General features: G+C 63.6%; 10 protein-coding genes. 6 read left to right on the top strand and 4 right to left on the bottom strand.

Translation table 11 applies throughout. From position 1 onward, the window contains the following. Window positions 1–47: 47 nt before the first annotated feature. Complete coding sequence (locus BMW89_RS32080; RefSeq protein WP_092034083.1) at window positions 48–1,007, top strand: glycosyltransferase family protein; 960 nt, start codon at window positions 48–50, stop codon at window positions 1,005–1,007. Here the strand turns inward: BMW89_RS32080 and BMW89_RS32075 are convergent. Further along, window positions 1,004–1,741: a class I SAM-dependent methyltransferase gene (locus tag BMW89_RS32075; protein ID WP_092034080.1), complete on the bottom strand. Its 738-nt coding sequence runs from the start codon at window positions 1,739–1,741 to the stop codon at window positions 1,004–1,006. The genes BMW89_RS32080 and BMW89_RS32075 overlap by 4 nt on opposite strands. A 181-nt stretch (window positions 1,742–1,922) precedes the next feature. On the opposite strand from BMW89_RS32075, the gene pncB reads away from it, so the two are divergent. After that, a complete protein-coding gene (pncB, locus tag BMW89_RS32070) occupies window positions 1,923–3,227 on the top strand; it encodes a nicotinate phosphoribosyltransferase (RefSeq protein WP_092034075.1) in 1,305 nt (434 codons plus the stop codon). A 246-nt stretch (window positions 3,228–3,473) separates the two neighbouring features. Beyond that, window positions 3,474–4,781, top strand: a complete 1,308-nt coding sequence (locus tag BMW89_RS32065; protein ID WP_092034072.1) for a GGDEF domain-containing protein — start codon at window positions 3,474–3,476, stop codon at window positions 4,779–4,781. 15 nt (window positions 4,782–4,796) lie between these two features. On the opposite strand, the gene BMW89_RS32060 is transcribed toward BMW89_RS32065, so the two are convergent. After that, window positions 4,797–5,417 (bottom strand): TetR/AcrR family transcriptional regulator, encoded by a 621-nt coding sequence (locus BMW89_RS32060; protein ID WP_177196484.1) that lies wholly within the window; start codon window positions 5,415–5,417, stop codon window positions 4,797–4,799. Between the two features lie 51 nt (window positions 5,418–5,468). Between BMW89_RS32060 and BMW89_RS38655 the strand changes: the two genes are divergently transcribed. The 3 genes from BMW89_RS38655 (at window position 5,469) to BMW89_RS32050 (ending at window position 10,174) form a co-directional block, all read left to right on the top strand. After that, a complete protein-coding gene (locus tag BMW89_RS38655) occupies window positions 5,469–5,735 on the top strand; it encodes a hypothetical protein (protein WP_349516537.1) in 267 nt (88 codons plus the stop codon). A 352-nt stretch (window positions 5,736–6,087) separates the two neighbouring features. Next, window positions 6,088–9,492 (top strand): acyl-[ACP]--phospholipid O-acyltransferase, encoded by a 3,405-nt coding sequence (locus BMW89_RS32055; RefSeq protein WP_092034064.1) that lies wholly within the window; start codon window positions 6,088–6,090, stop codon window positions 9,490–9,492. Further along, a complete protein-coding gene (locus BMW89_RS32050; protein ID WP_244547739.1) occupies window positions 9,485–10,174 on the top strand; it encodes an esterase/lipase family protein in 690 nt (229 codons plus the stop codon). The genes BMW89_RS32055 and BMW89_RS32050 overlap by 8 nt, the downstream gene beginning before the upstream one ends. 3 nt (window positions 10,175–10,177) lie before the next feature. Here the strand turns inward: BMW89_RS32050 and tcuB are convergent, their stop codons facing one another. Together tcuB and BMW89_RS32040 are read right to left on the bottom strand one after the other, a co-directional pair. Continuing rightward, the gene (gene tcuB / locus BMW89_RS32045; RefSeq protein ID WP_092034055.1) at window positions 10,178–11,284 is read right to left on the bottom strand and encodes a tricarballylate utilization 4Fe-4S protein TcuB; all 1,107 of its coding nucleotides are present in this window, start codon (window positions 11,282–11,284) and stop codon (window positions 10,178–10,180) included. Window positions 11,285–11,288: 4 nt separating this feature from the next. Beyond that, complete coding sequence (locus BMW89_RS32040) at window positions 11,289–12,317, bottom strand: alpha/beta hydrolase (protein WP_092034052.1); 1,029 nt, start codon at window positions 12,315–12,317, stop codon at window positions 11,289–11,291. Between the last annotated feature and the right edge of the window lie 32 nt (window positions 12,318–12,349).

Below are 12,349 nucleotides of genomic sequence, written 5' to 3'. Positions count from 1 at the left end.
GCCACGGTGCGAATGGGGCGCCAGCCAAAGGCGTCCGGAGAACTCGTGTGAAGCCAATCGTATGCCTTCTGACTGCCTACGACACCGTTCAGCAGCCACTCGCCGCCTTCACCGTCCCCCGCATGCAGGCCTTCGCCGAAGCGCATGGTTATGAACAACGGGCCATCCACGGCGATCATTGTCAACGTCCGCGCGGATGGCTGAAGATCGAGGCGATCCAGGCGGCCCTCGACGACAGATTCGACTTCATATTCTGGATGGATATCGACACCATCGTGCTTCGCAGCGATGTCGACGTCAGGATGGCGGCGGTCGACGACGCTCATCTTCATATGGCCTGGCACGGTCCGGAGACGTCCGAGATCATGGCGGAGGATTTCATCCCGCATTTCAATTCGGGAGTCATGCTGATCCGGGTGAACGACTGGTCGCGCGCGTTTTTCAGGAACGTCTGGGAGATCGGCCAATTACCTCATCATTGGTTCGACCAGGCGACCATACTCCACGCTCTCGGCTACGATGACTGTCTGGGACTGGGACCGGACCGCCCCAACGAGCCCAACCGGTCCTGTCTCGCGCGTCTCGACACCGCCTGGAATTCGATTCCGGGTCTTGCCATGGCGCCTGATCCGATCGTTCACCACTATGCAGGGATCGGCAATCCGTCGACTCGGCTCAGGATGATCGAGGCAGACGCCATGACCGCGCCTCTGCGCGAGCATGCGAGTCCCCAAATGCGTCAGACGTTTTCCCATTTGTTCAGCCTGTGGCGCGACGACGCTGCCATGCGCGACTGGGTCACGACGGAGCGGGACTCCGCCTTGGCCAAACTCCAGGCCGTCGCGGCCGAAGGACACGGGTTGCGGGCGGAGAGGGACGCCGCGCGGACGCAACTGGCGGCCGTCCGCAACTCCACCTCTTGGAAACTCACCGGGCCGCTGCGCCGGGTCATTGAATTGTTTCACCGCCGAAGAGAGCACGCGCAGCCGAAGGCACCCGATTGCTAGAAATACGCGGCCCTGACAAAGTTTCCACCGCAGAGGAGGGCCTGTCGCTTGCGACCCTGGGCTCCTCCTCCCTTCCGAAAGGAGATGCCGAGTTCGTTCATGCGATTCATGCATTCTTCCAGCAGGACGATCTCGCCGCCACGTTCGAAATCATCGATGATCATGACAAACCCGCTCGGATCGAGCCTTTCAACGATCTGCAAGGCACAAAGCCGCGAGAACCGTTCCCCGCGACGGTATGCCGGCGGACCGTCGACAAGCAGGAGGTTGATGGGGGCCTTTTCAAGAGCGGTAAAGTCGTAGCCGCGTATCCTTCGTCCAGCCGCCGTTTGCTCGATCAGGGGCGAATGAACGACCCGGCACGGGGCGCCCTCGTCATCGATGTCCCGGGAAAGTTCGGCGATCCAGCCGGCATCATGCTCGACCGTAATCCGGCGACCGCTCCACGCCCCGGATCTTCTCATATCGTTCAAGAGCATGGTGCTTTGACCAGCACCAAGCTCGACCGCGATCTCGGGCTTCAATTCCACAACGCAGCGGGCCAACAGATAGAGCAGGCTATAATTTGCGGCGCCTCCCAAGGGATAGAACCTGTCCTTGACGCCAACATTTGCGATGTCTCTCCGAAACAACTCCATGTAGATCGCTTCCTGGTCCGGCCGAACAAGAGCTGCGTCCTTCAACCAGCCCTTCAATTCGGCTTTCAGGAACTCAACCGCCGTCGCGAATTTCATGAACGCCCCTCGGATGACCCAACAATCGCGCGGCAATCTTGGAGAGTTGCAACCCGTTTGTCTAACGCACCCTTTCGGGCCACGCGCCTTACGGTCGGCGCCTCCCGCCAAGTGCCGGCCGATACCCTGTCCTTCTCCAAACCCACTGGTTGCGCCGCCACGGCCACGCTAGAATTGCCCCATGACAGTGACCGATATTGCGAGCCGGACCTACAATCACAGCTGGCGGCTGGATCCCATCATCCGCAGCCTGCTGGATACCGACTTCTACAAGTTATTGATGTTGCAGATGATTCGGGAAGACTACCCGAATCGGCAGGTGACTTTCTCGGTCATCAACCGCTCGCGCCATGTGCGGCTCGCCGAAATCATCGACGAGGGCGAGCTGCGCGCCCAGCTCGACCACGCCCGCACCATCCGCTTCGGCAAGAAGGAGCTGATCTGGCTTGCCGGTAATACCTTCTACGGCAAGACCCACATGTTCTCGGCGGACTTCATCCGCTGGCTCGCCGAATTCCGGCTGCCCGAATACGAGCTGCGCAAGGTCGAAGGCCAGTACGAATTGCATTTCCACGGGCCGTGGACCCACACCACGATGTGGGAGATTCCCGCGCTCGCGATCCTCAACGAGTTGCGCTCGCGCGCGGCGATGAAGGGCCGCGGCCGCTTCGAGCTCGACGTGCTCTATGCCCGCGCCAAGGCCAAGCTGTGGACCAAGGTCGAGCGGCTGCGCAAGCTGGAGAATTTGCGGCTATCCGACTTCGGCACCCGCCGCCGCCACGGCTTCCTCTGGCAGCGCTGGTGCGTGGAAGCGGTCAAGGAAGGCCTGGGTCCGTCCTTCATCGGCACATCCAACGTGCTGCTCGCGATGGACAATGACCTCGAAGCCATCGGCACCAACGCACATGAGCTGCCGATGGTGGCGGCCGCACTCGCCAAGGACGACGAGGAATTGCGCTGGGCGCCCTATCGCATCCTCGACCAGTGGCGCCAAACCTATGGCGGCAATTTGCTGATCGCACTGCCCGACGCTTTCGGCACCAAAGCCTTCCTGCGCGATGCGCCGGAATGGGTCGCCGACTGGACCGGCTTCCGCCCCGACAGCGCGCCGCCGATCCAGGCCGGCGAGGAGATCATCGCCTGGTGGGAGAAGAAGGGCCGCAACCCCAGGGACAAGCTGCTCGTGTTTTCCGACGCGATGGACGTCGGCTCGATCGAGGAGACCTATCACCACTTCTCAAGCCGCGTGCGGCTGTCCTTCGGCTGGGGCACCAACCTCACCAACGACTTCGTCGGCTGCCCCCCGGACGGCTCGTTTAATCTCGATCCGATCTCGCTGGTCTGCAAGGTGTCGTCGGCCGACGGCCATCCGGCCGTCAAGCTCTCCGACAATCCGGAGAAGTCGACCGGCCTTCCCTCGGAGATCGAGCGTTATCTGCGCGTGTTCGGCGATGCCGGCCATGTGCGTCAGCCGGTGCTGGTTTAACACCGGCCCAGACCCTATCGGTCAGGCAAACCGCGCAGGACGAATCCGAGGCATTGGTTCGCCAATGCCGCGCAGGTTCCGGTTTGTCGGCATTTGCAGCAATTTGCGCGCTTCCACTTCACAACGCCTTCACCCTGCGCCTCGGTCTCCCGCATCTTTCAGGTCGAGTTAAGCAACCTTCTCCTCTACTTGGCGTTGCACGCCCAACGCTCAGCTGGGGTCGTTGATCGATTTGGGGAACGCAGGGTGCTTCGCAGAACAGCGTCGTCGACGAAGGGACACAGCTTCCTTCACGTCATCAAGCTCGTCTCGCCTTTCGTGATGGTCGTCGTGCTCCAGGCGGTGATCGCGGGATTCAGCCTCGAGGTGATGTCATCGGTCCGCGCCTATGTCGCGGGCGAAGCGCTATGGTCGCGCTCGCAGAAGAACGCGGTCTATTTCCTCAATCTCTATCTGCATTCGGGCGACAAGAGCCAGTTCGCGCAGTACGAGGCCTCGCTCGCCGTTCCCATCGGCGACGAGTTCGCGCGCTGGGCGCTCGAGCGCGATCCGGTTGACGTCGAGGCCGCCCGCATCGGCTTCCTGCAAGGCGGCAACCACCCCGACGATGTTCCGGGATTGATCTGGCTGTTTCGCAATTTCAACCGCGTCAGCTTCCTCCAGGAAGCGATCCACGAATGGGCCGCCACCGATCCCATGCTGCTCGAGCTGAGCGTGTTCGGCGAGGTCATCCGGTCCGAGCTGGAGAAGGGCCCCATTCAGGACAGCGGCCGCCTGCAAATCCTGTCGTCGCGGCTCTCGGAGCTCAACGCTGAGTTCACGGTGCATGCCAACCGCTTCTCCACTGTCCTCGGCGAGGGCTCCCGCGCCATCAAGGTAACGCTGACCGGCATCAACATCGCCGCCGCCGTGACGCTGATCCTGCTCCTGATCTGGCACACGCGGCGATTGGTGCTACAACGGCAGGCGTTCGAAGATGCCTTGCATGACGAGAAGGAGCGCCTCGCCTTTCAGGCATCGCACGACTGGCTGACCGGCCTTGCCAACCGCCGCGCCTTCGAGGCGCGCCTGCAAAGCGAGCTGGACAATATCGCCGCCGGCTCGCTCACCCTGATCCTGCTCGATCTCGACCAGTTCAAGAACGTCAACGACAGCTGCGGCCATCTCGCCGGCGACCGCCTGCTCTGCCAGATCTCCGGCCTGCTGCAACAGGACCGGCGACCGCATGATCTGGTGGCGCGGCTCGGCGGCGACGAATTTGGTCTGATCCTGCCGCAGTGCTCGCCCGCCAACGCCGTCGATATCGCCGAGCGGCTGCGGCGATCACTGGAGCTGTTCAGCTTTGTCTGGGACGATCGTTGCTTCGCGGTGACTGCCAGCATCGGTGTCACCTCTATCGCCGACCGCGGCACTACGCTTGAGGCCGCGATGCGACGCGCGGATGCCGCCTGCTATCGCGCAAAGGAAAAGGGGCGCAACCGCGTTCAGTTCGACAGTCTGCGGCCGGACGTCGTCCTCGTCCCGGCACGGCCGCGCGAAGCCGCGCGCGCGTAACGTCGGCTCGCCCGCTCAGCGGACGGGCAGAATCCCAAGACCCGCGAGATGCGTGTCCACAAACTGTTCGACCTGCTGGCGCAGCATCTGCGGCGGCACGGCCACCATGCGCTCCTCGAGGCCGAGCGAGATGATGCCGTGCACCGCTGAAAACAGGGTGCGCGACAACAGCGCGATCTTCACGTCGTCCGCATCCGGCAGCAGCCGCACCAAAGGCGCGTGCATCAGCGCGAAGGCGTCCATCACCATCTGAAGGATGTCGTCGGGATAGGGACGGTCATCCTCCATCCGGTGCTCGAACAGCGAGCGCAGCAGATTGGCGTGCGTGGCGAAGAAGTCGAGATAGGTCTCGGCCAGCCCGTAGAGCTGGCGGACGGGATCTTCGGCTGGAACGCCCCCGAGTCGCACCGTCAGCGCCTGCACCGTCTCCCGATTGACCGTCAGGATCACCCCGTCGAAGTCGCCGAACTCATTATAGACGCTGCCGACCGAGCAGCCGGCGGCCTCCGCGACGTCCCGAACCTTCAACGATCTCAGTCCCTTAGTCGCAATGATGCCGCGGGCGATCTCCAGGATCTGGAGCCGCCTCCGAAACTTTTTTTGGTCCCGCAGCGATTCTTCTTGAACATTGTTCATTTTAAAGCTACTCACCTGAACATTGTTCAAATTAACCCGGAGACCTGCAAAATGCAAACCCTCGCTGTTGATATCGCCACCACCTTCGTCGACGACGCCACAGCTCTCGTGACTGGCCTTGGCCGAGCTGTCCTCAAGCTCGCCATGGCGCCGATCGATCGCATCGCAAATGCCTGCGACATTGCCGGCGTGCTCACCGAGCGCCGCGCGACTTTCCGGATGTGGCGTGCGAATCGCTCCCACGCCCGTCGCGAGGGCCGCCGCTTCAGCCTGCTCGGCCGCCTCTCGCCCTTTCGCCACCTCGCCCATCTCACTTGAGGCAGGCACAGCCGGGACGTTCCGATCGGCTCGAATACAATATCCGGCTGCAAGGAAGGAATTACCATGTCCCGCCGTTCGCAGCCGGTCTCACGGATTTCAGCGATGCGGTTCAGCTTTTCCTCATCGCCCGGCGCGATATCGCGATAGGTGCGGCCCTTCCGCCCGAACCCCGGCCGCAACCAGAAATTTGCGAACCTAACAAGACCGCTTGGAGACCAACAGGATCGGAGGAACCGAGGGGGCAGGCCGGCGACCGTCGTCACCCTGCAATCGTTGGTCCCATACCCTTCCGGTCGTGACGTTTCACCGACTGCGTAACAACCTCTGCCTTTCCAAAACAGGACTCGTCATGATCAGGGATTTGATGTCGTCACGCCGCTTCGCGCCGCTGTTCTGGGCGCAATTCTTCTCGGCGCTCAACGACAACGTGCTCAAGAACGCACTCGTCATCATCCTGCTTTACAGCGCCGCGACCGGCCACGGCGATGCCCTGGTGACAGTGGCAGGCGCCGTCTTCATCTTCCCCTATTTCATCCTGTCCGGGCTCGGCGGCCAGCTCGCCGATAAATACGTCAAATCCGTCGTCGCGCGGCGGCTCAAATTCGCGGAGATTTTTGCCGCGGCCTTTGCCGCCGCCGGCTTCTTCATGCATTCGGTGCCGCTGCTGTTCACAGCGCTCGCGCTGTTCGGCATCATCGCCGCCCTGTTCGGCCCCGTGAAATACTCGATGCTGCCGGACCAGCTCGCGCTCGGCGAGCTCGCGACCGGCAACGCGCTGGTCGAAGGCGCGACCTTCATGGCCATCCTGCTCGGCACTGTCGCCGGTGGCCTGTTCGTGGCCGGCTCCGCCCATATGGGCTGGGTCGCATCGGCCGTCGTCGTGCTGGCCCTGTTGTCGTGGGCCTTCGCCTCCCGCATTCCGCAAACAACGCCGTCCGCGCCCGAGCTGCCCGTCGATCCCAATCCCTGGACCTCGACGATCAGCCTGTTGAAGACGCTGCACGCCGACCACCGGCTGTGGGACGGCACCGTGATCGTCTCCTGGTTCTGGCTGGTCGGCGCCATCGTGCTGTCGCTGCTGCCGGCGCTGGTCAAGGACGTCGTCGGTGGCTCCGAGGGCGTGGTCACGCTGTGCCTTGCGATCTTCGCGATCGGCATTGCCATCGGCTCGCTGTTCGCCGCCAGCCTCAGCCATGTTCGCCCGAACCTCGCGCTGGTGCCGATCGGCGCGATCATCATGGGCTTTGCGGGTCTCGACCTCGCCTGGGCCATCGCTGCGACCAGCAAGGGTCAGGACATCGCCGCGGTTGACTTCGCGACCTCCTTCACCGGCCTGCGCATGCTGATCGACTTCGTCGCCTTCGCATTCGGCGGCGGCCTGTTCGTCGTTCCCTCCTTCGCCGCCGTGCAAGCATGGTCGGCTCCGAACGAGCGCGCCCGTATCATCGCCGCCGGCAACGTGCTCCAGGCCGCCTTCATGGTGGCAGGCTCGCTGTTCGTCGCGCTGTTGCAGGCGGGCGGATTGCATGTCGGCTGGATCTTCCTCGGCCTCGGCCTCGCCAGCTTCGGCGCGGTCTGGTTCGTGTTGACCAAATGGGGCAAGGAAGGCGTCCGCGATTTCGGCGGGCTGTTGTTCCGCGCCCTGTTCCGCACCGAGATTCGCGGGCTCGAGAATCTGCCGCCTCCGGGCACGCGCATGCTGATCGCGCCCAACCATGTCAGCCTGATCGACGGCCCGCTGTTGCACGCCGTGCTGCCGATCGACGCGAGCTTCGCGGTGGATACCGGCATCTCCAAGGCCTGGTGGGCAAAACCGTTCCTGCGGGTGGTCAAGCACTACACCATGGACCCGAGCAAGCCGCTGGCCGCGCGCGACCTGATCAAGCTCGTCGCCGCCGGCGAACCGGTCGTGATCTTCCCGGAAGGACGCATCACCGTCTCGGGATCGCTGATGAAGGTCTATGACGGCACCGCGATGATTGCCGACAAGGCCGACGCGGTCGTCGTGCCGATCCGCATCGAAGGCGCGCAGCGCTCGCATCTCAGCTATCTCAACGGCAGCCAGATCAAGCGCTCGTGGTTTCCGCGGGTGACGGTCACCATCCTGCCGCCGGTCAAGCTGCCGGTCGATCCGGCGCTGAAGGGCAAAGCGCGCCGCAACGCCGCGGGCGCCGCGCTCCAGGACGTCATGATCGATGCGATGGTCAAGAACGCCATGCTCGATCACACGCTGTTCGAAGCGCTCGGGCACGCCTATCGCGACCGAGACACCGGCAAAATCATCGTCGAGGACGCGCTCGGCACCAAGCTGACCTATCGCAAGCTGATCCTCGGCGCGCAGGTTCTCAGCCGAAAGCTCGAGACCGGCACCGCCGTCGGCGAGAATGTCGGCGTGCTGCTGCCGAATTCCGCGGGCGTCGCCGTCGTCTTCATGGCGTTGCAAAACATCGGCCGGGTTCCGGCGATGCTCAACTTCTCCGCCGGCCCGGTCAATGTCCTCGCCGCCATGAAGGCTGCGCAGGTCAAGACCGTGTTGACCTCGAAAGCCTTCATCGAGAAGGGCAAGCTCGACAAGCTGATGGCCGCGATCTCTGCGGAGGCGCATGTCGTCTATCTCGAGGATGTCCGCGCCTCGATCGGCACGGCCGACAAAATCAAGGGCCTGCTCGCCGGCACCGCGCCGCGCGTCGTCCGCCAGGCCAACGATCCAGCCGTCGTGCTGTTCACGTCGGGTTCGGAAGGCACGCCGAAGGGCGTGGTGCTGTCCCACCGCAACATCCTCGCCAATGCCGCGCAGGCGCTGGCGCGGGTCGACGCCAACGCCAATGACAAGGTGTTCAACGTGCTGCCGGTGTTCCACTCGTTCGGGCTGACAGGCGGAATGATGATGCCGTTGCTCGCAGGCATTCCGATCTACATGTATCCCTCGCCGCTGCACTACCGGATCGTGCCGGAGCTAATCTACCAGACCGGCGCCACGATCCTGTTCGGCACCGACACGTTCCTCAGCGGCTACGCACGCTCGGCGCACGCCTACGATTTCCGCACCCTGCGGCTGGTGATCGCCGGTGCCGAGGCGGTGAAGGATCGCACCCGGCAGGTGTTCATGGAGCGCTACGGCATCCGCATCCTCGAAGGCTACGGCGTCACCGAGACCGCGCCGGTGCTGGCGATGAACACGCCGATGGCCAATCGCCCCGGCACCGTCGGCCGCCTCTCGCCGCTGATGGAAAGCAAGCTCGATCCGGTCCCCGGCATCGAGGAAGGTGGACGCCTGTCAGTACGTGGACCGAATGTGATGCTCGGATACCTCAGGGCCGAGAATCCAGGCGTGCTTGAAGTGCTCGCCGAGGGCTGGCACGACACCGGCGACATCGTAGCGATCGACCCGGCCGGCTTCATCACCATCAAGGGCCGCGCCAAGCGCTTTGCCAAGATCGCAGGCGAAATGGTCTCGCTCTCGGCGGTCGAGAACATCGCCACAGCGCTGTGGCCGCAGGCCGCATCGGTCGCCGTGTCGATCCCCGACCAGCGCAAGGGCGAGCGCATCGTGCTGCTGACGACGGAGAAGAACGCCGAGCGCAGTGCGATGCAGGGCCAGGCCAAGGCGATCGGCGCCTCCGAGCTGACCGTGCCCGCGGCGATCATGGTGGTCGACAAGGTGCCGCTGCTCGGCACCGGCAAGACCGACTATGTCACGGCAACGACAATGGCCCGCGAGCAGGCGCCCTCGCCGGAGCGCGAGGTTGCGTAATGCCCAGCCTGCGGCTGTCGCACCGGCGGATGCGCGGTGCGACAGCGTGGTGCTGCTGCACGGCATCGGGGTGGGTCCCTGGTCACTGAAGCCGCTTGAACGAGCGCTACAGCGTCGCGGCTTCGCGACGCTCAACCTCGGCTACGCCAGCCGCAAGAAGCCGCTCGAAGCGCTTGCGGAGGACATCCACGCGCCGATCGCCGAATTTGCGCAGCAATGCGAAGGCGCAATCCATTTCGTCGCTCATTCCATGGGCGGCCTGCTTGCGCGGGTCTATATTTCGAGGCACCGCCCAGCGCGGCTCGGCCGTGTCGTCATGCTTGGCACGCCAAACGGCGGCAGCGAGGTCGCCGATCTGCTGAAGGATTTTTCGATCTATCGTGCCGCTTTTGGTCCGGCCGGCCAACAGCTCACGACCACGCAGGCCCCCGTGCTCGCCGCCCTGCCGTCACCCGATTATGCGATCGGCATCATTGCGGGATGCCGCACCATCGCGCCGATCGCCTCGGCCTTTGTCCTGCCTCGTCCCAATGACGGACGCGTCTCAGTCGCGAGCGCAAAACTGCCCGACATGGCCGACCATATCGTCGTGAAAGCGTCCCATACCGGACTGCCACGCCACACGATCGCGATCGAGCAGACGATCGCCTTTCTGAGCGAAGGGCGCTTCCAAGCTATCTGAGTTTCAAGAGCCGGCTTCGCTCCGCCTCTCCTGCGCGTAACGCACCAGCGCCGCGAAGCGATAGATGCCGTGCACGAACTTGCCGTAGGGCATGGTGATGAACAACGCGAACACCGCGCCGAGATGCAGCGCCAGCAGCGGCCCCATGGCAGCGGTCTCGCGCAGGAGCAGAAGCAGCATGCCGGTGAACCCGGTCAGGAACAGCATGGCGATGAAGCCGACATCCATGCCGTAGCGCTGTTCGTCAAGCAGCTCCGGCGCGCGGCGCGATTTTGCGATGAACAGCCCAATTGGCCCGACGATGAGGCCGACACCGCCGAGCGTACCGAGCACCACGGGCAGATCCCACCACGGATACGGCGCCTCACGGGCCAGCAGGTAGTGATACAGCGTGGCCACCGAGGTTGCCGCGAAGCACAGCAGAAAACCGTAGAAGGTCAGGTGATGGAAAAGCTTGCGCCGGTCGGTCGGCTTGTCGTCCTCGTTGTAGCAGCCGACGCCGCCGCCATGGAGATAGCGCAGCTCGCCGGCATCGCGGATCGCCTGGAAGATCGAGCCGCCGTCGGCGCGGCCACCGATCGGCGTGCCGATGTCGCGCCAGAAGGTACGCACGCTCATGGCAAGAGCGAGGATTGCATAGAGAAACGCCGCGCTGAACAAAACGGCCATCGCATTGTGCGGCATCAACTTGTAGAACGCGCCGGGACCGGTGTGCACACCGAAGAGAACACTACGGTCGTTGAGCGCGGCGAAGCCCAGGATGAAGGCCGCCATGCTGAGCGCCGCAACGATGCTGATGACCAGCCCGTTGCGCGCGAAGGCGCCCGACAACGCCTGCGGCCAGGCATAGGCCGCGTAGGACTCCGCGCGCGCCACCGCGAGCGTCTGCGGGACATTGACATTGAACTCGTGCGGCGGCGAGAACTGGCAATCGACGTAGCAGGCGCCGCAGGAATGGCAGAGGTTGGCGAGATAGTTGAGATCTCCGTCGGAGAAGGCGCGCCGCATCTCCATCGCCGGAAACACCGCACACAAGCCTTCGCAGTAGCGACAGGAATTGCAGACCGTCATCAGACGGTCAGCTTCGTCCAGAATTTTTGTTCCGTGCATGGCTCTACTTCGTCAGGTTCTTTCCCTCGAGCCATTTCTGGATCACGGCTGCGACCTCGAGGTTGTTCTTGTCCATCATCACGAGATGCGAATTGCCCTTAATGCCGGCCTGCGGGAGGTCGACGATGTCGACGCTGCCGCCTGCCGCCTTGATGGCGTCCGCAAAGGCGATGCCGTTGGCGCGAATCTTGGGCCAACGCGAATCGCGCTCGATATAGTCGCCATAGATGATGAGGGTCGGAATGTTCTTCAGCGCATCCGCTTTGGCGGGATCGCCGATGCCGGCCGGCTCGATCGCAATCAGCGCCTTGACCTTGTCTGGCCGGACTTGCGCGACCTTGAAGCCGAAGCTGCCGGCCTGGCTGTGGAACAGGATCACCGAGGGACCGACGCGATCGATCTCGGCGATATAGGCGGCGACGGTCGCATCGTCGGTCGTGGTCCAGCGCGGCACGTTCTGTTTGACGAAATTCTCGTAGCCCTCGACGGGAAACTGGTTACCCGGCAGCACCTTTCGCTTGGCGGGATCGGGATCGTAGGAGTTTGGCCCGTCGCCGATGCGGAAACGCTCGAACGGATTGGCCGTGGTGAGGAAGACCGGCTCGCTCTTGAAGATGTCGGGATATTGCGCCCAGCCTGCGCGTCCGCGCTCCACCGCGTCGGAATTGTAGACCGCCCACCCCTTGCGCAGGAAATAATTCAACCAGCCTTCGCGTCCGTCAGGCGTGGTCTCGTAGGTGACGCCGGTCAGTCCGCCGCCATGCCACATCAGCAACGGATAAGCGCCCTTCTCGTTGGCCGGCAGAAAATACTGCACGTACATCTGCTCGACCTGATAGGTGCCATTGGGATCGACCTTGGCCGGCACGCCGCCGGGCGCGAACACGACCTCCCTTACCGGCTTGCCGGAGATTTCGACGAGACGCCCGCCGACATGGAACGAACCCATGTCACGCAGGGTGATCGGCTCGGCGGCGCGGGCGTGGCCGACGACCAGCAGCGCCGTGATCGAGGCGATGGCAATGCGCGACATGATTCCTCCCTGTCTTTTCTTCATTCTAGTTC

The sequence above is a fragment of the Bradyrhizobium sp. OK095 genome (assembly GCF_900109945.1).
Lineage (GTDB): Bacteria > Pseudomonadota > Alphaproteobacteria > Rhizobiales > Xanthobacteraceae > Bradyrhizobium.
Note: the sequence above shows the minus strand (reverse complement) of the source record. Positions and strands in the feature narration are given on the sequence as shown.

Bases quoted from the DNA above. Each gene is read 5' to 3' on its own strand.
- BMW89_RS32075 (WP_092034080.1), bottom strand. From the start codon at position 1,741: ATGAAATTCGCGACGGCGGTTGAGTTCCTGAAAGCCGAATTGAAGGGC.
- pncB (WP_092034075.1), top strand. From the start codon at position 1,923: ATGACAGTGACCGATATTGCGAGCCGGACCTACAATCACAGCTGGCGG.
- BMW89_RS32060 (WP_177196484.1), bottom strand. From the start codon at position 5,417: ATGAACAATGTTCAAGAAGAATCGCTGCGGGACCAAAAAAAGTTTCGG.
- BMW89_RS38655 (WP_349516537.1), top strand. From the start codon at position 5,469: ATGCAAACCCTCGCTGTTGATATCGCCACCACCTTCGTCGACGACGCC.
- BMW89_RS32055 (WP_092034064.1), top strand. From the start codon at position 6,088: ATGATCAGGGATTTGATGTCGTCACGCCGCTTCGCGCCGCTGTTCTGG.
- tcuB (WP_092034055.1), bottom strand. From the start codon at position 11,284: ATGCACGGAACAAAAATTCTGGACGAAGCTGACCGTCTGATGACGGTC.
- BMW89_RS32040 (WP_092034052.1), bottom strand. From the start codon at position 12,317: ATGTCGCGCATTGCCATCGCCTCGATCACGGCGCTGCTGGTCGTCGGC.